Here is a 23,499-nt window from a genome sequence, read left to right on the forward strand (position 1 = left end):
TTATGGACAAAGCCAAAAAAAATGCCGACAAAGAGTTTAAGCTCTCTTCTTGGGCCATAGATAATCCATCGGTCATATATGTGATGATAGGTATTTTCCTTTTCATTGGAATCTCATCTTATTTTGCAATGCCAAGGGAGGAATTTCCGGAGGCCGTGGAGACCAAGATTTATATAAGCACCATTTATCCCGGCAACACTGCCGAGGATATGGAACGATTGATTACCGATCCTCTTGAAGAGCGATTAAAGAACGTAAGTAATTACGTAGAGATGACCTCTACTTCACAAGAAGATTATTCTATGGTAGTGGTAGAGTTTGATGAAAACATTACCGTTGAAAATGCCAAGCAAGAGGTAAAAGACGAGGTAGATGCTGAGAAAGCGGGCGAAGACTGGCCCATTTTTAACGGTGCAAAGGTAGAGCCTAACGTTTTTGACCTGAATCTTGCCGAGTCTTTCCCCATTCTAAATGTAAATTTAAAAGGGGACTACCCCGTTGAAAAACTCAAGGAATTTGCTGAATATCTTGAAGACGAAATCGAGAATTTAGAGGAAGTCAAACAGGTTGATATTCGCGGTGCGCAAGAGAAAGAAGTTGAAGTTGCGGTGGATATCAATAAAATGATGGCTGCCAAAATCAATTTTGATGATGTTATACAGGCCATAGGCAATGGAAACATGACCATGTCCGCAGGTAACCTAATTACCAGTGGACAAAGACGAACCATAAGAATCACTGGGGAAATCGAAAAACCATCTGAATTAAACGATTTTGTGGTGAAATCAGAAAATGGAACGGTCTATTTAAAAGATATCGCCAAGGTAACTTTTGAAGAAGAGGACAAAAACACTTACGCACGTGAGATGGGTGAAAGTGTTGTGATGCTTGATATTAAAAAACGATCGGGCAAAAATGATGTGATTGCCATTGAAAAAATCCGTGATATTGTTGCCGAGGCACAAAAAGACACGCTTCCAGGAGATTTGGAGGTTACTTTTGCCAATGATAGTAGCAGTACTACTTTAAACCAGGTTGACGACTTAGTGAATAATATCATCTTCGGGATCATTTTGGTGGTCACCGTATTGATGTTCTTTTTAGGGTTTAGAAATGCACTTTTTGTTGGGTTCGCCATTCCAATGTCCATGTTCATGTCTTTTATGATTCTTTCGGCATTGGGCTACACCCTGAACACTATGATTCTTTTTGGACTCATCATGGGTCTGGGAATGCTTGTGGACAATGGGGTCGTAGTTGTGGAAAACGTATATCGTTTGATGGAACAAGAAGGTATGTCACGAAAAGAAGCTGCCAAAAAAGGAATTGGCGAAATCGCCATCCCCATTATTATTTCGACTGCGACTACCGTAGCTGCCTTTGTTCCGTTGGGAATGTGGCCTGGCATTATGGGTGAGTTTATGATTTACTTCCCTATCACACTTTCAGTTGTACTTGGTTCCTCATTATTCGTAGCGATTTTTATGAATTCGATGTTGGTATCGCAATTTATGGAGGTCGGCGAAAAAAACCTGACTAGAAAACAACTGATTAAAATTAGTGCTATACTAGGTGGTTTTGGACTTTTTATTCTACTGTTAGGAGGTCCAGTACGTGGTCTGGGTACGTTAATGATCGTTGTTGCAATCTTGTTTTGGATTTATAAATACTTTCTAAAACCTTGGTCGAACCGTTTCCAAAAAAATAGTTTGGTACGTCTGGAAAACTGGTATGAAAAAAGATTGAAACACGCGCTTCGCGGTAAGAACGTGTATTGGTATTTTGGGGTAACCATGATTTTATTGGTAGCCGCGTTTATGACCTTTGGGGCTTCGGTAGGCAGCCAACGTACCAAAGTGGAGTTCTTTCCTGATAATACGCCCAAGGAAATATACGTCTATATCGAATATCCTCAAGGCACCGATATTGATAAGACCAATATCTTAACCAAGGATATTGAAGAGCGTGTGTACGATATCATTGATGATCAACAATATTTAAAAACCGATGGTGAAAACTATTTGGTGGACACTGGAGTTTCACAAGTAGGAAAAGGGGCTGAAAACCCTTTCACAGAAGGAGGTTCTGCAGCCGAGATGCCACACCGTGGCAAGATTACGCTTTCTATGCAAGAATTTAAATTCAGGGAAGGTTTGGATACCGAAAAACTAAGGCTTCGCATACAAAATGCATTGGCCGATGTATATCCTGGGGTTACGATTTCTGTGGAGAAAGACGCCGTGGGTCCACCAGCTGGCTATCCCGTGAACATTGAATTAATAGGTCAGAATTATGATACTTTGATAAACGTTGCTGAGCGAATGCGCATCTTCATCAACTCAAAAAGTATTGATGGTATGGAAGGCCTTAAAGTCGATGTAAATAAAAGCAGCCCTGGCATGGAGGTACTTGTTGATCGTCAAAAAGCCGGAGAGCTAGGTGTATCTGTTGGACAAGTAGGGCAACAACTAAGAAGATCTTTGTTTGGTAACAAAGCCGGCGTTTACAAAAAAGATGGTGAAGACTACGACATTAATGTGCGTTTTAATGAAGATCTGCGCTACAATACCAGTGCCTTGTTCAACCAGAATATGATTTTTAGGGATCCTGCTACGGGGCAAATCAAAGAAATACCCATTTCTGCAGTTGCTTCACGAAAAAATACTTCTTCGTTCAATGCAATCAAACATATAGATGGGCAACGCGTAGTGACTGTATATTCAGGCTTAAAGCCAGGCGGTAATGCCAATATTATAGTTGACCAGATCAAAAAAGAAATGGAAAACTTTAAGGGTATGCCTTCTGGAGTTAAAATAGACTACACTGGTGAGCTTGAAGAACAAGCAAAACAGCAAGCATTTTTAATGGGCGCTTTCTTCTCTGGTTTAGGTTTGATTATGCTTATTTTAATTTTCCAATTCGGGGGCATCTCAAAACCTGCAATTATTATGATGGCCATATTTCTAAGTTTCATCGGGGTTTTTGGTGGAATTGTAGCTACAGGTTGGCCCTTTGTAATCATGATGACGATGATGGGTATCATTTCATTAGCGGGAATTGTGGTCAACAACGGTGTAGTACTGCTAGATTATACCCAAATATTGATTGATCGAAAAAAGGTGAACATAGGTATATCTGATAGCGAATTGTTGTCTCGTGAAGAGGTAACCGATATTATTATCAAAGGAGGAAAAGCTAGGTTACGACCAGTGATATTAACTGCAATTACAACGGTGTTGGGGTTAATTCCACTAGCCACAGGATTAAACATCAACTTTATTACACTTTTCGGACAATTTGACCCGCAGGTCTATGTGGGCGGTGATAATGTGATTTTCTGGGGGCCATTGGCATGGACGGTCATCTTCGGATTAATAGTGGCTACCTTTTTAACCTTGATTATAGTTCCGGTTTTATTCAATATAGTGTACCGTATAAAATTAAGGATTAAGGGAAGTTATAAGAAAAATACGTCCAACGAAGAAAAAATAGCCGTAGCGGCTTAATCTTAAAAGGTTCAATAAAAAAAGCCCCGTGATGTAAAATCACGGGGCTTTTTTTATTCGTTAAAAATTTTATTTGTCCACAGAAACAACTTGAGCGTTATTCCAATCTTTTACGTAAGCGATTTTATTGTCCTGAAAATCCACTTCCTTTAAAATATCGTTCTTCCAAAAAAACCATTTCCCTGAACGTACACCATTTTCATACCTTCCTGAAACAATTTTTTTACCCTCTACATTGTACATAGACCATTGCCCATGTAATTTACCGTCAAGTAAAAAACCTGTTTGAGCTACTTCTCCATTGTCATGAAAATAAGTTGCCTTTACCATTTTACCTTCTTTTTCAAAAGTAGGCTTAATGTCTTGTGCATATATCTGTGCTGAAAATACTACTGCTAAAATTAATATCGCTTGCTTCATCATTTTGGGATTTAAATTGCGCTTCCTTTACATTAACGATACAAACATACAAATTATTTTACCTTAAATACATATTTAAGTAACAAATAATTTACATTAAATTTACATTAGAACCTTAACTATCTGATTTGCAATTATATGTATAAAATTTATAGCCTCATTTACGAACCCGTAATAGAAAGAAAAAATCGATAAGTTGTCGGTATATCTCCGTTTACACCTTAAAATCTGTCTAAATATTGGTGTTACAAAAGAATTGAACTAATTACCTTTGCCAATCATAAAATAGGCACATGTATAGAAGTAATACCTGCGGCGAATTGAACGCTTCACACATAGGACAAGAAGTTACCTTAAGTGGTTGGATTCAGAAAATAAGGGATAAAGGTTTTGTAGCATGGATAGATTTGAGAGATCGTTATGGCATTACCCAACTTGTTTTTGATGAGGATCGCACTTCTAAAGAACTACTTGAGTTGACCAGAACTTTAGGGCGGGAGACCGTAATTCAAATCAAGGGTGAAGTTATCGAACGTGCTTCTAAGAATAAAAATATTCCGACCGGGGAAATAGAGGTTTTGGTTTCAAAGTTAACCGTACTAAACGAATCTTTATTACCTCCCTTCACCATTGAAGATGAAACCGATGGCGGTGAAGATATTCGAATGAAATATCGGTATCTCGATATTCGTAGAAATCCAGTAAAAGATAACCTCATCTTTAGGCATAAAGTCTCTATGGAAGTTAGAAAATACCTTTCTGACCAAGGGTTTATAGATGTTGAAACTCCTTACTTAATTAAATCCACTCCTGAAGGCGCAAGAGATTTTGTAGTGCCGAGTAGAATGAACGAAGGTCAATTTTATGCTTTGCCCCAATCTCCACAAACCTTTAAGCAATTATTGATGGTCGGTGGAATGGATAAGTATTTTCAGATTGTAAAGTGTTTCAGGGATGAAGATTTAAGGGCCGATAGACAACCGGAATTCACCCAGATTGATTGTGAAATGGCTTTTGTTGAACAAGAAGATATCTTAAATACGTTTGAAGGATTGACTAAACATCTTTTGAAAGAAATTAAAGGCATTGAGGCTGACAATTTCCCTAGAATGACATTTGATGAGGCCATGAAGCGTTATGGAAACGACAAACCGGATATCCGCTTTGGAATGGAATTTGGCAAACTGAATAAAGTTGCCCAACATAAAGATTTTAATGTCTTTAATTCTGCCGAACTCGTTGTGGGTATTGCGGTGCCAGGGGGTAATTCTTATACCCGAAAAGAAATCGATAAGCTTACCGATTGGCTAAAAAGACCCCAAGTTGGCGCTTTGGGTATGGTGTATTGCAGATGCAATGAAGATGGCACTTATAAGTCTTCAGTAGATAAGTTTTATGACCAAGAAGACTTGGGTAAATGGGCAGAAGTTACCGGGGCAAATGCAGGTGATTTAATTTGTGTGCTATCTGGTGATACAACTAAAGTAAGGGCTCAATTAAGCGCCTTACGCATGGAAATGGCAGAACGTTTGGGCCTTCGAAAAGCTGATGAGTTTGCTCCGTTATGGGTCATCGATTTTCCATTGTTGGAACTTGATGAAGAAACTGGCAACTACCATGCCATGCACCATCCGTTTACTTCGCCAAAACCAGGGCAATTGGAATTATTGGATACCAATCCTGGAGAGGTAAAAGCCAATGCTTATGATTTGGTCTTAAACGGTAATGAAATTGGCGGAGGTTCCATCCGTATTCATGATAAGGAAATCCAAGCTACCATGTTTAAACACCTAGGTTTTACACCTGAAGAGGCAAAGGCACAATTTGGATTCTTAATGGACGCATTTCAATACGGTGCCCCACCACACGGCGGTATTGCTTTTGGATTGGATAGACTAGTCTCTATACTTGGCGGACAGGAAACCATACGCGATTTTATTGCTTTCCCTAAAAACAATAGTGGTCGCGATGTGATGATTGATGCTCCTGCAAACCTTGATGAGGAACAGTTGAAAGAGCTAAATTTGAAGTTGGGTATTTAACCTATTGTATGCCTACAAACTGGAAAAAAATTAGAAAAATTTCATTTATTATTCTAGGTATAGTAGGACTTGTATTTGGTGGACTTTATCTTTTTGCTTGCTATACTTTCAATGAAAAATACACGCCTTCCCAAAATGAGCATGAACATCGAATAGCATATATAGATAGGGAAAAATCCTTACTTTCAGAGGATTTTCAAACATGTAACGAATATATTTACGACTATTACAATCCTAAAAGGGCTACTTATATTACCGGGAAAAATGGGCTTCGAAAATTCGTTCTAGAAAACTATAAGAATAAGGCTTATACTGATTCTGGATACCTAAACATAAGATTTGTCATCAACTGCAAAGGTAAAACTGGAAGATATGTTATTCATGAGAACGACTTAAATCTAAAACCTAAAAAATTTACAACAGAATTAAAAGAACAATTATTTGATCTAACCACACAGTTAAGCGAATGGAATCCAAATATCATTAGAGATGAAAAAGTGGATTCTTACATGTATATCTCATACCGTATAGAAAATGGAGAAATTACAGAGATACTTCCTTAGTCTTACTATTGCAATGATGTTAATTTCTTGCAAGTCTAAAGAAGAAAAAAATGAGGACGCTTTTAACTTTGGGCAAAAAGTGTTTCATCAAGGAACAACTGGTTCAATGAATGCATTTGCCTATGCTTTTGAGTTAGATTCAACATATGCCGAAGCGGCAAGAGAGTTATCTATTCCATATCTGAAAAGAGGGATTCCCCACGAATGGGAAAAATGGATAGATAAAGCAGTACGATATGATTCAGTAGCTTGGCAAGCATATCGAGGGTATAATTACCTCTGGTTTTACCGAGATTACAAAAAAGCAATCGCAGATTTTAATGCTTCGGATACGCTAACACCACATATTGACCATCCACAAGGCCATAGTGTAGACTTTTGGAGAGGAATAGCCTATTTAGGTTTAAAAGACTATGAAAACTCAATTGCTTACTGGAACAAACACATTACAAAAGAGACTGAGGATACAGGTGAAGACTGGGTAGAACTGGAAGCATTCTTGTACCGTGGCATTGCCTATTATGAATCTGGAGATCATGAAAATGCTTTAAAAGATTTTGATAAAGCAATATCTTATTTTAAGCAAACCGCAGATGCCAAATATTACAAAGCAAAAATATTCTTAGAACAAGAACAATCTGAAAAAGCACTCCCTATAATAGAAGCCGCAATTATTGATCTTAAAGAAGGTTTTTATAATCAGAGGCCTTACGTAGAAACGCTACGTCAAATCTATTTATCAGACTTAGAAGAGTTAAAATCTCAAATAAAAGGCTAATTTTAGATAAACTAGGTTCATAATAATGCCTAACACCAAGAGCTTACTAAAAAAGTTTCTAAAATGGCGATATAAAAACATCTCCAACAAAACTTTTGTGCATTTAATGAGCCTTGTTGTCGGTTTAATTTCTGGTCTGGCAGCGGTTACCCTAAAAAACCTAACCTTTTTTATTCAGGCATTATTAGAAAAAGGTATCGCAATTTCAGAGAATCAGCTATACTTCATATTACCCGTAATCGGCCTTACTTTGGTATATCTCTATGTAAAGTATGTACACAAACATCCTTTGGGGCACGCGGTTTCTTCTATTCTATTCTCTTTGTCCAAAAACAAGGGCTTATTGGCAATTAAAAAAATATATACCCCACTGCTAACGGCACCATTGACGGTCGGTTTTGGAGGTTCGGTTGGTTTATTAGGCCCTGCAGTAGAATCTGGTTCTGCATTGAGCTCCAACATTAGCCGCTTATTTCATATTGATGCAAAAACGCGTTCATTATTAATAGCATGTGCCTCTGCCGGTGCAATTTCATCAATTTTTCAGTCGCCGATAGCGGCTATCGTTTTCGCCGTTGAGGTATTTAGTCTGGATTTTACAATGCTCTCCGTACTGCCCTTATTGCTGGCATCAATCTCTGGGGTGTTAACATCCTATTTTTTCTTGGGCAACGAGGTGCTCTTTAATTTTAGTTTAACCGAAGGGTTTGAGTTGAATGACACCTTGTTTTATGTCGTTCTTGGCGTAGGAACCGCCTTTGCATCTATCTATTTTACCAAGATGTACTTTTGGATACTTCAACTATTTAAACCGCTTAAAAGTCCTAAATACAAACTATTAGTTGGTGGAATTGCCATTGGTATCATGCTCTACTTTATTCCGCCACTTTATGGTGAAGGTTTTGGCTTTATCAATAACCTTTTGGAAGGAAATCACATAAAAGCGCTAGGCAAAACTCCTTTTGACACCTATTTAGACAGTATTTGGGTCGTAATTTTATTATTGTTCGGCATTACTGTTTTTAAAGCCATTGCCATGACGACTACTTTTGCCGCAGGTGGTGCCGGTGGTGTTTTTATTCCTACAATGGTGATGGGGAGCGCTTTAGGCAATGTTGTTGCCAAAGTGATCAACAATCTTGGACTTGGGTTTGATGTTTCTGAAAGTAATTTTACCCTAATAGGAATGGCCGGACTTATCGCCGGGGTAATTCATGCCCCGTTGACCGCTATATTTCTTATTGCAGAAATTACCGGAGGTTATGAACTATTTGTTCCTTTGATGATTACAGCTTCCATATCATACCTTATCACAAAAAATACTTTAGATTACACCATTTACACCAAAGAACTCGTACAAAAAGGAGCTTTATTAACACATAATAAAGACCAGACGGTACTCACTTTAATGCAGTTAGATGATGTTATCGAAACAAATTTTAAACCCGTAAATCCAGAGATGACCTTAGGGGAAATGTTGCATAAATCAGTTTCAAAATCTACCCGTAATATTTTTCCCGTTTTGGACGGTGACAAGAAAATGGTAGGCATTGTGCTTTTAGATGATATACGAGAGTTCATGTTTAATACCGAAATGTATGAGACACTATTTGTCAAAGATGTCATGCATGCCCCACCAGAATATATTTTTTACGCTGAAGATTCCATGAAAAAGGTGATGTCTAAATTTCAAGATAGCGGGGCATGGAATTTACCCGTTATCAAAGAGGGAAAATACGTCGGTTTTATTTCAAAATCGAAATTGCTGACAGCCTACAGAAGAAAATTAATTAATTATTCCAGTTAATAATGAAGTTCAAACATCTTATCGTTTTAATAGTAATAGCATCTTTTACAGCAATAATTTACGGGTTTACCATAAAATCTCAAGACACCCTTTTGGCCAATAAGTTTATTGGCTCAGGTACTGTAGGACTCTTTCTTATTGCAATGCCTTTATTTCTTTACAAAGAGAGTAAAGGCAAAAAAATGAAAGATTATATGTTAACTAAGGAAAATATTGAAAAAATGCAGAAAAAAGAGCGCCAAAAGACTGGAAATCAATAATTATGACGAAAATTGCAGGCGATTTCATACGCTTCTTATGGAATTGTATTAATTTAGAGTCTCAACAATTATATTTTTTTAATGACTGGCACAGTAAAATTTTTCAACGAATCAAAAGGATTCGGATTCATTACAAATGATGATACCGGACAAGACATTTTTGTTCATGCAACAGCATTGAACGGCATTCAATTAAATGAAGGCGACAAAGTAGAATACCAAGAAGAAGAAGGAAGAAAAGGAATGGTTGCTGCCCAAGTGCAGGTAATCTAATACAATATTGTACTTTATTACATGGTAAACCCTAGTCAACACTAGGGTTTTTTTATTTAGTTTAAATTACGTTTTTGAATAAAAAAACGTTTTAACAATTCAGAAGCCTCCTTTTCAAGAATACCTGAAACCACTTCTGTCTTGGGGTGAAGCGTAGTTCCCATTACGCTATATCCTCTTTCCAGATCTGAAGCTGCGTAAACAATTTTCGAGATTTGACTCCAATACAGGGCGCCAGCACACATTTGGCAAGGTTCTAGGGTTACATATAAAGTGCATCCCGTAAGGTACTTTCCACCTAAAAAATTAGCTGCCGAAGTAATGGCCTGCATTTCTGCATGAGCTGTAACATCATGTAGTTGTTCGGTAAGATTATGTGCTCTACCGATTATTCTATTTTTAGCTACGATTACCGCTCCTACAGGAACTTCTCCACGTTCAAAAGCCATTTCTGCCTCTTGCAGGGCTTTCTTCATAAAATAATTATCGTCAAAAGGATTTTCCATACAATACCATAGAACATAAGACTTCAAAACTACAAATCTGAATGCAACATTAAATGCTTAAATATGGGTATTTTTGCTTTTTACAGGCTTTGAAAAAACTTCTCAAAAATATTGAACTACCTAATGACCTACGGCAATTGAAAAAAGAACAATTGCCCAAACTGGCCAAAGAATTGCGTGAATTTATAATTGATGTAGTTGCTACAAAAGAAGGCCACTTAGGAGCAAGTCTAGGCGTTGTGGAATTGACGATTGCATTGCATTATGTTTTTGAAACCCCAAACGACAAACTGATTTGGGATGTGGGGCACCAAGCTTACGGACACAAAATTCTTACTGGGCGTAAACAAATTTTCGATACCAATCGGCAACTAAACGGCATAAGTGGTTTTCCAAAACGAAGTGAAAGTGCATATGACGATTTTAGTACGGGTCATAGTTCAACCTCTATTTCAGCTATTTTGGGTATGGCAATGGCCTCACAATTAAAAGGCGACACCCAAAAGCAACACATTGCGGTAATCGGTGATGCATCAATAGCAAGCGGAATGGCCTTTGAAGGGCTCAACCATTTAGGGGTGACCAATGCCAATGCGCTTATTATTTTAAACGATAATGCCATAGGTATAGACCCCAGTGTCGGGGCATTAAAAAAATACCTGACCAATGTTAAAAAAGGTACTGCAAAAGAGGAGAATATCTTTGAATGCTTGAACCTTAATTACTCCGGTCCAATTGATGGGCACGATTTACCAGTTTTATTGAAAGAATTGGAGCGTTTAAAATCAGTTCAAGGTCCTCGCCTTTTACACATCATTACCACTAAGGGTAAAGGGCTAAAAAAAGCCGAAGAAAATCAGGTAGCTTATCATGCTCCAGGAAAATTTGACAAACTCACCGGGGAGCTCCAAAAGAAAAGTCCTCAGCAAGAACCGCCAAAATATCAAGATGTTTTTGGGCATACTTTGGTGGAATTGGCTAAAAAGAACAAAAATATCATAGGCATCACCCCTGCCATGCCCACTGGAAGTTCTTTAAAATATATGATGGAAGAACTACCCGAAAGGGCTTTTGATGTAGGTATTGCAGAACAACACGCGGTTACCTTGGCTGCTGGCATGGCGGCAGAGGGCTTGGTTCCTTTTTGCAATATCTATTCTACCTTTTTGCAACGTGCATATGATCAAGTCATACATGATGTCGCATTGCAAAACCTGCCCGTTATCTTCTGTTTAGACCGCGCCGGACTCGTAGGCCAAGATGGCCCTACCCACCATGGGGTTTTTGATTTGGCATATTTAAGGTGCATTCCCAATCTTATCATTTTTGCCCCTATGAACGAAGGTGAACTTAGAAATATCATGTATACTGCTCAAAAAGGACTTGATGCCCCAATAGCGATTAGATATCCAAGAGGTAGGGGCACTACTATAGCGTGGAAAACATCTTTTTCTGAAATTGAAATTGGCACTGCAAAACAGGTAAAAAAGGGAAATAAAATAGCCGTTCTTTCATTAGGGCATATCGGAAATGAAGTTCAAAAAGCCATAGAAAATATTTCAAAGGCGGATACTATTGCACATTATGATATGCGATTTGCAAAACCATTAGATTTGAATATACTAAAAAGCATATTCGAAAATTTTGAATATGTAATTACCATAGAAGACGGTTGTAAAATTGGTGGATTTGGTAGCGCAGTTCTAGATCAAGCAAATGTTTTAAATTATCAAGGCACTATTAAAGTTTTAGGTATTGATGATACCTTTGTACAACAAGGTACAGTCGAAGAATTATATGATATTTGTGGCCTCAATGCTAAAGCAATTAAAACATATCTTGAAGAGTTTCAATAGAAACCTCTTAATACTACAAGTGCTTTTTATGCTTGGCGTTTTTTCTGTTGAAGCTCAAAACACGGTTCAAGACACTATTCCTTCAGATACGACCGAGATAGAAACCCATGTGATTCGATGGGAACAGAAAAAAATTAAAAACATCTTAAGGGGCGTTAAACTTAGAAGTCCTAAATATTCATTTAACGCTACAAAACCTTTATTAAAAAAGCCTAAAAAATTTGTACCTACCTCTTTTTGGGATATTAAAAATGATTTCGGAATCAATCTTAACGAAGTAGCTTTTGTAAACTGGAATGCCGGTGGCGACAACTCTATTTCTGCACTTGGAAATCTGAACTTTGTCAGAAACTACAAATTCAGATATATCAATTGGGATAATGAACTTAGGCTCCGCTATGGAATAAATGCACAAGAAGGCAGAAAACTTCGCAAAACCGATGATCTAGTAAAACTATCTTCGACTTTTGGTTTTAGAAGAGATACCCTAAGCAGTTGGTACTATTCCGTTAAAATGAATTTCAACACCCAGTTTTCCAATGGTTTTAAGTACCCAGATCGAACCACGCCAATTTCAAGGTTTATGGCCCCAGGCTATTTGTTTCTTGGTGCGGGAACATCTTATATTCCTGAAGGAAAAAAATTTAATCTATACATTTCTCCATTTACGCAAAAAGCAACCTTCGTTTTAGACGAAAGACTTTCGCAACAAGGCGCGTTTGGCGTAGACAAGGGAGATTCGGTTTTTATGGAAGTTGGTTTTCTGATTACGAATACATGGGAAAAAGAAATATTCAAAAACGTTTCACTCAATCATAGAGTTAATCTCTACACCGACTACCTCAGAAGTTTCGGGAATGTTGATGTAGACTGGGAAATGGCATTTACCCTAACCGTAAACGAGAACGTAAAGGCAAATATAGGCACACATCTTATCTACGATGATGATATCAAATTTGATGAAGTTGTTGCCGATGACGGAACGGTTACAGACCCGGGCGAACCGCGTATACAGTTCAGACAATTCTTGGGCGTAGGCTTTAATTATTCGTTTTAAAAATATCAGTTATAATTGCTTCCCCATAAGTTTGTTATGTATATAAACAGCAGCACTATCCGAAAGACTTGCCACAAAACAACTGGTATTTAAAAGTAGATGATAAACCGTGGTATCTGTATTTTGATATTTTTCAGGCAAGGATCTGATTAACAATTTATCATAACTGGTCTCTTGACCCTCCTTTTTATTGATAAGTGCCGTGGTGTAAACTTCTAATATATCAGAGATAATTTTATACCCAGCAAGCTCTTTTTCTAAAACCTCTGAAGACTGATATATTTTTTGAATACTTAGATTTATAATATCCGTTATCTGCGCTTTATAGGCACTTTTATCCAATAGGGCAGCATCAAAATTACCCTTTAGTATCTCGGTTTCGTTTTCTTCAAAAATACGAGTTGCGTCTTTGATCAAAGTACTAATGGCCAATGCCCTAAGATAACTCAGGCGGTCGCTCATAGAGCGCATAGCTTGATATTTCTTGGTGTTGATTGTATCTTTCACCAGCTTTATGAGGTATTCCAGCGCAAACTCCTCAGAAATAAAACCTAGGTTAATACCATCTTCAAAATCAATAATGGTGTAACAAATATCATCAGCAGCCTCGACCAAGAATGTAAGTGGATGTCGGTGATACCCGATTTCAGGATTATTCGTATTCTTTCTTAGGCCTAATTCATTCACAACATCTAAAAAAAACTCCTTTTCAGATTGAAAAAACCCAAATTTCTTATCGATAATATTTTTTGATGGTTTCTTGGGCAATGATTCTTTGGGGTATTTCATAAAAGCCCCGAGGGTGGCATAACTCAATCTCAGTCCGCCCTCAACGCCATTTCGAGATTCGTTAAGCAACTTAAAACCATTGGCGTTCCCTTCAAAATCTACGAGGTCTTGGTATTCTTTTGCAGATAGGGCTACTTTATGTTTGCGCCCTTTACCAGATTTAAAGTAAGTTCCTATGGCTTTCTCACCGCTGTGCCCAAAAGGCGGGTTACCAATATCATGTGCCAAACTAGCTGCCGCTACTATAGCCCCAAAATCATTAAACTGATATCCATGTTTATCCTTTAATACAGGGTATTTGTGCAACAACATTCTACCAGCGACACGACCCAAACTTCTACCTACAACGGATACTTCAAGACTATGCGTTAAACGGGTGTGAACGAACTCTTTTCTTGAGCCAACGGTAATGGGCATAGGTACCACTTGGGTTTTGTCTTGCAAACTTCTAAAAGCCGAGGAGAAAATTATGCGGTCATAGTCCACCTCAAAACCGAGACGAGTTTCGTCCTGTTCTTTTCTAAGTCTCTTTGCGGTGTCTCCAAATCGTTTTAATGAAAGTAAGTCTTCCCAATTCATCTAGGGTATATTTTATGCCAAGATAAGTTCCTTTGTCTTTTTAAGAGCTATTTTTACGGGGTATTTGGTAACATTTTATTAACCTATAAGCCAAATTATAATGGCATTTTTGCTTACTTTCAAGAATTAGTATGGGTGAGAATATCTACATTTTTATGGTTGTTGCACTTGGTCTTTTAGCAATAACCGACTTAGTTGTTGGCGTTAGTAACGATGCCGTTAATTTTTTGAATTCTGCCATAGGTTCGAAAGCCGTCACTTTTAGAACTGTAATGATTGTTGCAAGTTTAGGTATTGCCCTTGGGGCAATGTCTTCTAGTGGTATGATGGAAGTAGCTAGAAAAGGTATTTTCAATCCGGGGGAATTTGTTTTTGAAGAAATCATGTTCATTTTCATGGCCGTAATGATTACCGATATTCTGCTCCTCGATTTTTTTAATACCCTCGGTATGCCAACCTCTACGACGGTATCCATCGTATTCGAACTATTAGGGGCCGCTGTAGCGATCTCGCTTATTAAAATCTACGGAATCGAAGGAAGCTTTTCGGACCTCAATAACTATATAAATACCGAGAAAGCCACCCAAATTATTTTCGGAATTTTGCTTTCGGTCTTTATCGCCTTTACCATAGGGGCAATAGTGCAATTTATTTCAAGGGTTCTCATCTCTTTTCAATATAAAAACCAACCAAAATGGGTAGAGTCTATTTTTGGTGGTCTGGCGATAACTGCCATTATTTACTTTATCATTGTAAAAGGCCTTAAGAGCGCCGCTATTTTTGATGAATCGATTATCCAGTTCATTAGTGAATCTCCAGAACTGTTCATTGTCGGCAATTTATTTTTCTGGACATTGCTTTCTTGGGTTTTTTCAACATTTTTAAAATGGAATATCTATACGGTCGTTATTATTTTGGGCACCTTTGCCCTAGCCATGGCCTTCGCCGGTAACGATCTTGTAAATTTTATTGGGGTGCCCATTGCAGCGCTCCAGTCTTTTCAAGATTGGCAAGGTTCAGGAATCGCCGCATCTGAATTTAATATGCAAGGTTTATCTGCAGCAGTAAGAACCCCAACTTTATTATTGCTTTTATCTGGCGGGGTGATGGTCGTAACATTATGGTTTTCTTCAAAGGCAAAAAGTGTGGTGAAAACCAGTGTTGATCTTGCCAGACAAGATGAGGGCGATGAAAGATTTCAGCCTAATTTTATTTCACGACAAATCGTAAAACTTAGTGTTTCTGCTTTTGAAGGTTTCTCCACAATCTTACCTGAAAGCCTAAAAAATAAGATAGACAAACGATTTGCAGTACCCTATACCTATGTTCCAAAAAGCAAGGTACAAGATTTGCCCGCTTTTGATTTGGTAAGGGCGGCGGTAAATTTAATGATCGCCAGTGTATTGATATCGATTGCAACCTCAATGAAGTTACCACTTTCTACTACTTATGTGACCTTTATGGTCGCCATGGGAACCTCTTTGGCAGATCGGGCTTGGGGGGCCGAAAGCGCGGTATATCGCGTTGCCGGTGTACTTAATGTAATAGGCGGATGGTTTTTTACGGCATTTAGCGCTTTTACTGCTGCGGCTATTATTGCCACTATCCTTCATTTTGGTGGTTTTGTTGCCTTATTGGTTCTACTGGTTTTAGCTGCCGGACTTTTATTACGCAATTATATCGCTCATAACAAGAAAACCAAGGTTACCAAAGCTGAAGACAGCTTAAGAAGAGCTGAGAGCAGCTCTATTCAAGGGGTCATTGAAGAAAGTGCCGATAACATTGGTAATGTTATAAAGCGAAGCAACAAGATTTATACAAGCTCTATCAATGGGTTGGCAAAACACAATATTGATGATCTTAAAAAGAATAAAAAAGGAATGTCCAAACTCTCCAAAGAGGTTGACGGCCTTCAAGATAATATCTATTATTTTATTAAAAATTTAGATGAATCGAGCGTCGGTGGGGCAAGTAACTTTTATATTGTTATGCTAGGCCATTTGCAAGATTTGGCACAATCGCTAGAATATATCGCCAAGATCAGTTACACCCATGTCAACAACAATCATCGTAAATTAAAATACAATCAAATTAAAGAACTAAAAGATTTGGATAATCATTTAGAAGGACTTTTAAAAGATAGTACCGATATATTCAGCAGTAGAAATTTTCAAAATATCGGAGCCCTTCTGAATAAAAAGCAAGAGTATTTTGATTTGGTATCCGACAAAATAGAAACACAAGTAGCTAGAACACGTACGGAGGAATCAAGTCCGAAAAACACCTCTTTATACTTCTCACTTCTAACCGAAAGTAAGGATATGATTGAGGCTACCATGAAGCTTTTAGAGCTATATTACACAGAACATGATAGCTCTGTTGTGCCTGCCAGAATTGAAAAATAATTTTAGACCTATGCGGTTTTCGTTACTGTTTTTCGCTTTCGCTTTTTACACGGTTTCATATACCCAAGAAATTTCAGGAGATGAACTCTTGAATAAAGCTATAGAATTTCATGACCCTAAAGGGAATTGGCCCACCTTTAAAGGCGGATTTCAAGTTACTATGGAAACCCCTAATTCTAGCGATAGAGTTAGTAAAATACATCTAAATTTGCCTAGACAAGAATTTGTATTGGATGTAGTCAAAGAAAATGATTCTTATGCCTACCTCATTGAAAAAGATAGCTGCGGCATTTCTTTAAACGGTAGCTCAAAAATTAATGAGAAGGATATTAAAAGACTTCAATTAAGCTGCGAACGGGGTATGATGATGAAAGATTACTATACTTACTTGTATGGTCTGCCCATGAAATTAAAAGACCCTGGAACAATTGTAGAACCCAAAGTTGAAAAAAGAACCTTTAAAGGAAAAGAATATCTTGTCTTAAAAGTAAATTATTCAGAAGGTGTGGGTAAGGACACATGGTATTTTTATTTTGACCCAAGCACTTTTGCCATGGAAGTTTACCAGTTCTTCCATGACGAAACAAAAAACGATGGAGAATACATTCTACTTAAAGGTCTAGAAAATGTTCATGGAATAAATATGCCCATGTCAAGAGCTTGGTATTACAACAAAGATGACAAATATTTGGGTACTGATACCCTGTCTCAAAACTGATTACAGGTATCTATCCAGCCTCAAAAATAGCATCAATTCTAGCTATGACATCTTCATAGTGATACCTTGTTTCTCTGTTAATGCTACCATTTTTAGCCGATTTCAATTTGGTTTTTAATGCTTTTAGCTCTCCCCTTACCAAAGCTCTCACATCTGAAGATTTGGTATTATAAGCTATTTGTCCTTCGAAGCCCGGTCGCCCAAACCTATTGGGTTGCTGCTCTTCGGTCATTAGATAGGCCATTCTATCAACGTAGGAACGCTGTAAATTTCTTCGGTACAGATCAACACTGGTTCCCCTAAGGGTTTCTTTCCAAAGTCCATTTCTTAAATCTACGAGCATTTCCATAGCACTATAGTACGATTCATTTAAACTTTCAGCATCAATGAGTCTTCCCAAACGCTCAAAACTCAGTAATGAGTTCAATTGCCGTACTTGTAACCTTCGAACTTTTTCAAAATATCCGGCATGGTCAATGTTCTGTAAAATTGCCTTATCTAAAAGCCATTCAGGCGTTTCAAAAATATTAGCATGCAGCCATTTTATAGCCTGTTTTTGACCTGCAGCATTAAAATTAGAGTATACAGGCCCCTCTTGCTCAGGGGTTTTAATATTCTCGAAAACACCACCAACCGTATTGGTTACATGACCCGCATATCTGCTATAAACTCCTAACAACTCCCCATATAATTCTTCCAAATCTTGGTAATCATTAGTTACATCTGACGTCCAACTTGGTAAATTGGCCGCAACATATTTTAAGTTTTTCAAACCATAAGTACTCGCTTTGATAGGATCATCACCGATGCATTCGGTTTGTGATTGAGGGTCAAAACGACTGGTCTGCCTACCAAATTTATATTTAGGGTCATCTGCTTTTTCTAACACCCAAGAATTGAGAGTTGGTCTTTCAGCATCTGCATTTTCCGCTGAAAGCCACCGATACCCCCAATTTACCGCATAGTGGTCATATGGACCCATTTGACGCACAAATCTTATATTTTCATCCCCTGGCTGAGCTATATAGTTATAGCGCGCATAATCCATAATACTTGCAGCTATCCCGTTTTTTTGGGTAAACGCTCCATTTCTAAGTGAATCTACAGGATAGGCATAACTGGCCGCCATATTGTGCGGAAAACCAAGTGCATGACCCACCTCATGCGCAATCACCATACGCATCATTTCACCGATTTCCTCTTCTGAGGTATTTAAGGTTCTAGCTGAAGGATTTGCCGCTCCAGTTTCCAATAAATACCGATTGCGATAGCTTCGTAGATGGTTATGATACCAAATAATATCACTTTCTATGATTTCTCCACTTCTGGGGTCTGAAACACTTGGGCCAACTGCGTTTCGCGTCGTACTTGCGACATATCGAACAACAGAATACCTTATATCTTCAGGGCTAAATTCAGGATCTTCTTCTTTTGTTGGCACGTCTTTGGCAATGATCGCATTTTTAAAACCTGCTGTTTCAAAAGGTTTTTGCCAGTCTTCTATGCCTTGTTTTATATAAGACTGTAAATTTTCAGGTGTGCCAGGGTCTAAATAATATACTATGGGCTTAATGGGCTCCACCAATTCTCCTCTAGCATAGGCTTCGGGATTTTTTGGTTCTAAACGCCATCTTCGTATATATGTTTTTCGGTCTGCTTTGAGGGCTTCACTCCCATAATCGTACTGAGAAACAGTAAAAAATCCGACCCTTGGATCATAGATTCTTGGTTGCATAGGGTCTTCTGGCAGTAGAATCATAGACTGATTCATTTGAATACTTATCGACTGGGTGCTTCTAAAACTTGGTGGTTCTGAGGCGTCATACGTAAAATCTTGCTTTACTTCAACGTTCTGCGGAAAGCTTTTTATGCTATTGATAAAGCTTCTTGAACCATCTAATTTTTTGACTTTATAGTCTTTTCTGAGTCTAGCCGAGAGCCCACTTATCGCCGCGATATCTGATGTAAAAAATTTAGTGACATCAATTACTACCGCAGATGAATCAGCATTAAAAGCCTTGATATCAAAAGCATGTAAAGTAGGTTCGTAATTATTTACTTTTACCGAATTACTGATAGCTTTGGTACTATCGGCAACATTTACAAAAGACTTTGATTTTAATAGAATTTTATCTCGAAAGCGTACCCAATGCACCACTTGTTCGTTTGTTTTGGAGCCGGCATTTACATAGCCACCCCCCAAGCCATTTTGTAGCTGGGCGATACGACTTACCCAAAGCATGTCTTTGTTAAGCTGCTCAAAAGGAATTTCATAGAAATAGTCTTCTGCAATTCGATGGATAGTAAATACACCCTCGTCTGAAACTGCCTCCTTTGTAATGACCTTGGTATAAGGTTTTATTCCATTATTAGATTTTGGTTTTGATACCGACTCTGTAGTTTCTTTCGATTTTTTCTTTTTGGTTTTCTGAGCTTGAATTGGGTTGCAAAGCACCAGTGAAAGCAAAGCAAGTGCGCAAAGTGTTTTGTTCATCTAATTTCGAATTTTAATGAAGATAAACATATAAAAGCTTAAACAAAAAACGAGCTTTTTAGAAATATGGAATAAACTAAAACTTTGACAGAATTACCTGTAAAAATTCATCTCATCCATATATTTCCATACCGAGTCGGGCAACATGGGTTTAATATTCATTCCTAGGGCATGCTGCTTTCTTATAAATGTTGAAGAGATCTCAATAATTGGTGCAGCGACTTTATGAATTTTAGGGTGGTCTTTAAATTGGTGGTCTATTTCCTTATCAGAAATTCTTGGATAAACATATAAATGATAATTCTCTAGAATTACCTCATAGTTTTTCCACTTGTGAAAGCTTTTTAAGTTGTCCTCGCCCATTATTAGTGAAAATTGATAGCCCGTTTTATACTCATCTTCTAAATAGACTAAAGTATTAACTGTATAATTGGGTTGAGGCAAATCGAACTCGATTTTACTAGGCTTTAGTTTAGGATAGTCGGCAGTAGCTTCAAAAACCATCTGATACCTGTGGTGATTGTCCAACAGGGATTTCTTTTTCTTAAATGGACTTTGGGGTGTAATGATAAGCCAAACTTCATCTAAATCTGAAAACTCAGCCATGTGGTTGGCAATAATTAGATGCCCTACATGTATGGGATTAAATGTTCCGAAATATAGGCCAACCTTTTTCATCACTCCTCTTCTTGAGAATTTTTATAGGTAGCACCCACATAATCGGCAACCAATTGATGGGCTTCCTCTAAGGCAATGTCTAAATCATAATTCTTAATGATTTCATCAAACTGAGGAGCAGTTGCCAATTCTACAGAAGCCTTGGCGACTCGCATATTGATCTTATCATCACTCTCCGTACTGCGTTTTTTTAGTCTAATTTTTAATTCGTCTACACTGGGCGGTTTTACGAATACCGCCAAAGTCTGTTCTGGAAACTTCTTTTTTATACGAAGTCCGCCTACAACATCAATATCAAAAATCACATTTTTACCCTCAGCCCAAAGTCGTTCTACCTCACTCTTTAGAGTACCATAAAAACTGTCTCTATAAACTTCTTCCCATTCTAAAAAGTCATCATTTTTAATATGCTTTTTAAACTCATTGGCGGTTATAAAGTAATAATTAACACCATCTTTTTCCTTACCGCGACGAGGACGTGAGGTGGCAGAAACCGAAAACGCCAAGTTTAATTCTGGCTGGTTTAACAAATGGCGAACAATGGTTGTCTTACCACTCCCGGATGGGGCCGAAAATATAATAAGCTTGCCTCCCTTACTCATAAAACATTGAGCATTTGTTCCTTAATCTTTTCTAATTCGTCTTTCATTTGCACTACCAATTGTTGCATAGGTGCGAAGTTCGCTTTTGATCCTATAGTATTGATTTCCCTACCTATTTCTTGAGAAATAAATCCTAGTTTTTTTCCATTGGAGTCAGCGGAATCAATTGTAGTTTCAAAATATTCCAAATGGTTTGCCAAACGTACTTTTTCTTCGGTAATATCATACTTTTCTAGGTAGTAAATAAGTTCTTGCTCAAAACGGTTCGCATCTAATTCTACCTTTAAATCGGCTACGGCTTTTTCAAGGCGCTCGCGAATGGTATCCAAACGTTCCGTGTCCATTTCCTTAACTTGACCCAATAGCCTTGATAAAGTTTTTAGCCTATTTTTAAAGTCTTCTTCGAGCACGTTACCCTCTTCTGTTCTAAAAATATTGATGGCCTTCAAGGCTTCGACCAAAGCAGTTTTTATAGTGCTATATTCTTTTGGATCAATATCACTTTTATCCGTTTTTAGGGTATCTGGCATTTTAAGCGCCATTTCCAGTAATTTAACTTCGTCTCCTTTCGCAATGGCCCGTAATTGCTCCATATATTTCTTGACCATAGCTACGTTTACTTCAGCTGTGGTTTCATCACCTGTTAATTCTATGTAGAGGCTAAAATCAACTTTACCGCGTATTAAGGATTCTGAAATCAATTTTCGAAGCTCCAATTCCTTTTCCCTATACGCTTGTGGTATTCTAGCGTTGATATCTAGGTTTTTGCTGTTTAGAGACTTAAGTTCAATAGTGATTTTTTTTGACGGAAGCTGTACAACATGCTTCCCATAACCGGTCATGGATTGAATCATATAAGATGATTAAATTTTGGCAAAGGTAGGGCAAATCGAAGATTTGCAGTTTAAAGTTTAAAGTTTATGTGCTAGTTCAGCATAAATTCATTCAGAAGTATTTTCAACCTTTTGCTTAAATATGGAAAACTGTAAACCCCAGAAACCATCCATGAATCGCTCTTCGCCATAGTATCATTAAACTCCTTAAGAAAAAGGTCTAATAAACTATCGTGATTATATAAATAGTAATCGTTATCTTCTCTAAAACAAACATAAATATGCTTTCCAATGTACTTCTTATCAAAGGTGAGCCTTCCCTTAAGTTGTATTTTCAAGTAATTTTCACCATTAATATGCTGCGCTATAAAGTCAGCTCCATTCCAATCATCATTAAGTTTTAGGGTAGCGAAACCATAATCGGCCAAAATAGAGGAAAACTTTTGAAAGTTATAGGTCTCTTTTTGTTTGGCGTTTAAGTTGGCGTATTGTATCCTGTCTTTCTTTGAAAACATTTAAACCATTATAACTCTCGCACCCAAATATTGCGATAACTTACTCGGCTGTTATCTCTATGATCTTGCAGAACTATGGGCGCCTTACCATGTGCTTCATAATTTGGCCAGCCTATATATTTAATAATACCTTCAATTTCAAAATGGTCTTGTATAAGTACTCCGTTGTGAAGTACGGTTACATAAGCAGGCTTACTTAGCGCTTCCTCCTTAAATTCTGGGGCATGAAAAATAATATCATAAGAATTCCACTCTCCCGTCGGTTTCGATGCCATCGCCAGAGGTACTGACTGTTTGTAAACAGAACCTACTTGACCATTGGTATATGTTGGATTGTCATTATTATCTAAAATCTGGATCTCATAACGTTGCTGTATAAAAACACCGCTGTTTGCTCTGGCCTGACCTTCATTCATGATTTGCAAGGGAGATTTCCATTCTAGATGCAGCTGAATACTGCCAAAATTTCTTTTCGTCTGTATGTTACCCGATTTATCTTTTACGGTCATACTATCATCCTTATTTATTTCCCATTTTGCTGCTGTACTATCCGCTGCACTAATCCATTCATCCAAGTTAGTTCCATCAAAAAGTACAATAGCATCGTTTGGCAATCCATTAGAATCAACCGTTACTTTCGGAGGGACTGGCTCATAAATCTCCGTTGCCTCAGGGGTGGTAGGTTCTTCACCTTGATATTTTTCGTTTGAATTTTCCTCAATGGAGTTTGCTTTCTCTTCACTTGTCTTATTGGTATTCTCTTGACAACCTGAAAGAACAAAAAGTACTCCTAAAACTATGATGCCGTATCTCATTTG

The 23,499-nt window shown here is 37.8% G+C and carries 20 protein-coding genes; 11 read left to right on the forward strand and 9 right to left on the reverse strand.

The window, feature by feature from the left end; translation table 11 throughout:
• Positions 1-2: 2 nt before the first annotated feature.
• Positions 3-3,506, forward strand: a complete 3,504-nt coding sequence (locus ACFSQJ_RS09945; protein WP_377766810.1) for an efflux RND transporter permease subunit — start codon at positions 3-5, stop codon at positions 3,504-3,506.
• A 69-nt stretch (positions 3,507-3,575) separates the two neighbouring features.
• Here ACFSQJ_RS09945 and ACFSQJ_RS09950 read toward each other — a convergent pair whose 3' ends face one another.
• Positions 3,576-3,929 (reverse strand): toxin-antitoxin system YwqK family antitoxin, encoded by a 354-nt coding sequence (locus ACFSQJ_RS09950; RefSeq protein ID WP_377766811.1) that lies wholly within the window; start codon positions 3,927-3,929, stop codon positions 3,576-3,578.
• A gap of 290 nt (positions 3,930-4,219) precedes the next feature.
• On the opposite strand from ACFSQJ_RS09950, the gene aspS reads away from it, so the two are divergent.
• The 6 genes from aspS (at position 4,220) to ACFSQJ_RS09980 (ending at position 9,649) form a co-directional block, all read left to right on the forward strand.
• Positions 4,220-5,968: an aspartate--tRNA ligase gene (aspS, locus tag ACFSQJ_RS09955; protein ID WP_377766812.1), complete on the forward strand. Its 1,749-nt coding sequence runs from the start codon at positions 4,220-4,222 to the stop codon at positions 5,966-5,968.
• A gap of 8 nt (positions 5,969-5,976) precedes the next feature.
• The gene (locus ACFSQJ_RS09960) at positions 5,977-6,531 is read left to right on the forward strand and encodes a hypothetical protein (RefSeq protein WP_377766813.1); all 555 of its coding nucleotides are present in this window, start codon (positions 5,977-5,979) and stop codon (positions 6,529-6,531) included.
• A complete protein-coding gene (locus ACFSQJ_RS09965) occupies positions 6,503-7,309 on the forward strand; it encodes a tetratricopeptide repeat protein (RefSeq protein ID WP_377766814.1) in 807 nt (268 codons plus the stop codon). Before ACFSQJ_RS09960 ends, ACFSQJ_RS09965 begins: the two co-directional genes overlap by 29 nt.
• Positions 7,310-7,334: 25 nt before the next feature.
• On the forward strand, positions 7,335-9,116 hold the full coding sequence (locus tag ACFSQJ_RS09970) for a chloride channel protein (RefSeq protein ID WP_377766815.1): 1,782 nt from the start codon (positions 7,335-7,337) through the stop codon (positions 9,114-9,116).
• A gap of 2 nt (positions 9,117-9,118) precedes the next feature.
• Complete coding sequence (locus ACFSQJ_RS09975) at positions 9,119-9,376, forward strand: hypothetical protein (protein WP_377766816.1); 258 nt, start codon at positions 9,119-9,121, stop codon at positions 9,374-9,376.
• A gap of 81 nt (positions 9,377-9,457) precedes the next feature.
• Positions 9,458-9,649 (forward strand): cold-shock protein, encoded by a 192-nt coding sequence (locus tag ACFSQJ_RS09980; protein ID WP_339335688.1) that lies wholly within the window; start codon positions 9,458-9,460, stop codon positions 9,647-9,649.
• Positions 9,650-9,705: 56 nt separating this feature from the next.
• On the opposite strand, the gene ACFSQJ_RS09985 is transcribed toward ACFSQJ_RS09980, so the two are convergent.
• Positions 9,706-10,155 (reverse strand): nucleoside deaminase, encoded by a 450-nt coding sequence (locus ACFSQJ_RS09985; protein ID WP_377766817.1) that lies wholly within the window; start codon positions 10,153-10,155, stop codon positions 9,706-9,708.
• A gap of 53 nt (positions 10,156-10,208) precedes the next feature.
• Here ACFSQJ_RS09985 and ACFSQJ_RS09990 point away from each other — a divergent pair, with 53 nt between their 5' ends.
• Both ACFSQJ_RS09990 and ACFSQJ_RS09995 read left to right on the forward strand, forming a co-directional pair.
• A complete protein-coding gene (locus ACFSQJ_RS09990) occupies positions 10,209-12,011 on the forward strand; it encodes a 1-deoxy-D-xylulose-5-phosphate synthase (RefSeq protein ID WP_377766818.1) in 1,803 nt (600 codons plus the stop codon).
• Positions 11,995-13,068, forward strand: a complete 1,074-nt coding sequence (locus tag ACFSQJ_RS09995; RefSeq protein ID WP_377766819.1) for a DUF3078 domain-containing protein — start codon at positions 11,995-11,997, stop codon at positions 13,066-13,068. Before ACFSQJ_RS09990 ends, ACFSQJ_RS09995 begins: the two co-directional genes overlap by 17 nt.
• Positions 13,069-13,077: 9 nt before the next feature.
• On the opposite strand, the gene dgt is transcribed toward ACFSQJ_RS09995, so the two are convergent.
• A complete protein-coding gene (dgt, locus tag ACFSQJ_RS10000; protein ID WP_377766820.1) occupies positions 13,078-14,436 on the reverse strand; it encodes a dGTP triphosphohydrolase in 1,359 nt (452 codons plus the stop codon).
• 131 nt (positions 14,437-14,567) lie between these two features.
• On the opposite strand from dgt, the gene ACFSQJ_RS10005 reads away from it, so the two are divergent.
• Positions 14,568-16,841, forward strand: a complete 2,274-nt coding sequence (locus ACFSQJ_RS10005) for an inorganic phosphate transporter (RefSeq protein ID WP_377766821.1) — start codon at positions 14,568-14,570, stop codon at positions 16,839-16,841.
• Between the two features lie 10 nt (positions 16,842-16,851).
• Positions 16,852-17,559 carry a DUF6503 family protein gene (locus ACFSQJ_RS10010; protein ID WP_377766822.1) on the forward strand — a complete coding sequence of 236 codons (708 nt, stop codon included), beginning with the start codon at positions 16,852-16,854 and terminating at the stop codon, positions 17,557-17,559.
• A 10-nt stretch (positions 17,560-17,569) separates the two neighbouring features.
• Here ACFSQJ_RS10010 and ACFSQJ_RS10015 read toward each other — a convergent pair whose 3' ends face one another.
• The 6 genes from ACFSQJ_RS10015 to ACFSQJ_RS10040 all read right to left on the reverse strand — a co-directional run bounded on the left by ACFSQJ_RS10015 (position 17,570) and on the right by ACFSQJ_RS10040 (position 23,496).
• On the reverse strand, positions 17,570-20,053 hold the full coding sequence (locus ACFSQJ_RS10015) for a zinc-dependent metalloprotease (protein WP_377766823.1): 2,484 nt from the start codon (positions 20,051-20,053) through the stop codon (positions 17,570-17,572).
• 93 nt (positions 20,054-20,146) lie between these two features.
• A complete protein-coding gene (gene nadD / locus ACFSQJ_RS10020) occupies positions 20,147-20,731 on the reverse strand; it encodes a nicotinate (nicotinamide) nucleotide adenylyltransferase (protein WP_377766824.1) in 585 nt (194 codons plus the stop codon).
• Positions 20,731-21,333: a guanylate kinase gene (gene gmk, locus ACFSQJ_RS10025; RefSeq protein ID WP_377766825.1), complete on the reverse strand. Its 603-nt coding sequence runs from the start codon at positions 21,331-21,333 to the stop codon at positions 20,731-20,733. The genes nadD and gmk overlap by 1 nt, the downstream gene beginning before the upstream one ends.
• Positions 21,330-22,187 carry a YicC/YloC family endoribonuclease gene (locus ACFSQJ_RS10030; RefSeq protein ID WP_377766826.1) on the reverse strand — a complete coding sequence of 286 codons (858 nt, stop codon included), beginning with the start codon at positions 22,185-22,187 and terminating at the stop codon, positions 21,330-21,332. Before ACFSQJ_RS10030 ends, gmk begins: the two co-directional genes overlap by 4 nt.
• Before the next feature lie 71 nt (positions 22,188-22,258).
• On the reverse strand, positions 22,259-22,681 hold the full coding sequence (locus ACFSQJ_RS10035; protein ID WP_377766827.1) for a hypothetical protein: 423 nt from the start codon (positions 22,679-22,681) through the stop codon (positions 22,259-22,261).
• 8 nt (positions 22,682-22,689) lie between these two features.
• The gene (locus tag ACFSQJ_RS10040) at positions 22,690-23,496 is read right to left on the reverse strand and encodes a 3-keto-disaccharide hydrolase (RefSeq protein ID WP_377766828.1); all 807 of its coding nucleotides are present in this window, start codon (positions 23,494-23,496) and stop codon (positions 22,690-22,692) included.
• Between the last annotated feature and the right edge of the window lie 3 nt (positions 23,497-23,499).

The organism is Croceitalea marina (genome assembly GCF_042684265.1).
In the GTDB taxonomy this organism is placed as follows: domain Bacteria; phylum Bacteroidota; class Bacteroidia; order Flavobacteriales; family Flavobacteriaceae; genus Croceitalea; species Croceitalea marina.

Bases quoted from the DNA above. Each gene is read 5' to 3' on its own strand.
- ACFSQJ_RS09945 (WP_377766810.1), top strand. From the start codon at position 3: ATGGACAAAGCCAAAAAAAATGCCGACAAAGAGTTTAAGCTCTCTTCT.
- ACFSQJ_RS09950 (WP_377766811.1), bottom strand. From the start codon at position 3,929: ATGATGAAGCAAGCGATATTAATTTTAGCAGTAGTATTTTCAGCACAG.
- aspS (WP_377766812.1), top strand. From the start codon at position 4,220: ATGTATAGAAGTAATACCTGCGGCGAATTGAACGCTTCACACATAGGA.
- ACFSQJ_RS09960 (WP_377766813.1), top strand. From the start codon at position 5,977: ATGCCTACAAACTGGAAAAAAATTAGAAAAATTTCATTTATTATTCTA.
- ACFSQJ_RS09965 (WP_377766814.1), top strand. From the start codon at position 6,503: ATGGAGAAATTACAGAGATACTTCCTTAGTCTTACTATTGCAATGATG.
- ACFSQJ_RS09970 (WP_377766815.1), top strand. From the start codon at position 7,335: ATGCCTAACACCAAGAGCTTACTAAAAAAGTTTCTAAAATGGCGATAT.
- ACFSQJ_RS09975 (WP_377766816.1), top strand. From the start codon at position 9,119: ATGAAGTTCAAACATCTTATCGTTTTAATAGTAATAGCATCTTTTACA.
- ACFSQJ_RS09980 (WP_339335688.1), top strand. From the start codon at position 9,458: ATGACTGGCACAGTAAAATTTTTCAACGAATCAAAAGGATTCGGATTC.
- ACFSQJ_RS09985 (WP_377766817.1), bottom strand. From the start codon at position 10,155: ATGGAAAATCCTTTTGACGATAATTATTTTATGAAGAAAGCCCTGCAA.
- ACFSQJ_RS09990 (WP_377766818.1), top strand. From the start codon at position 10,209: ATGCTTAAATATGGGTATTTTTGCTTTTTACAGGCTTTGAAAAAACTT.
- dgt (WP_377766820.1), bottom strand. From the start codon at position 14,436: ATGAATTGGGAAGACTTACTTTCATTAAAACGATTTGGAGACACCGCA.
- ACFSQJ_RS10005 (WP_377766821.1), top strand. From the start codon at position 14,568: ATGGGTGAGAATATCTACATTTTTATGGTTGTTGCACTTGGTCTTTTA.
- ACFSQJ_RS10010 (WP_377766822.1), top strand. From the start codon at position 16,852: ATGCGGTTTTCGTTACTGTTTTTCGCTTTCGCTTTTTACACGGTTTCA.
- ACFSQJ_RS10015 (WP_377766823.1), bottom strand. From the start codon at position 20,053: ATGAACAAAACACTTTGCGCACTTGCTTTGCTTTCACTGGTGCTTTGC.
- nadD (WP_377766824.1), bottom strand. From the start codon at position 20,731: ATGAAAAAGGTTGGCCTATATTTCGGAACATTTAATCCCATACATGTA.
- gmk (WP_377766825.1), bottom strand. From the start codon at position 21,333: ATGAGTAAGGGAGGCAAGCTTATTATATTTTCGGCCCCATCCGGGAGT.
- ACFSQJ_RS10030 (WP_377766826.1), bottom strand. From the start codon at position 22,187: ATGATTCAATCCATGACCGGTTATGGGAAGCATGTTGTACAGCTTCCG.
- ACFSQJ_RS10035 (WP_377766827.1), bottom strand. From the start codon at position 22,681: ATGTTTTCAAAGAAAGACAGGATACAATACGCCAACTTAAACGCCAAA.
- ACFSQJ_RS10040 (WP_377766828.1), bottom strand. From the start codon at position 23,496: ATGAGATACGGCATCATAGTTTTAGGAGTACTTTTTGTTCTTTCAGGT.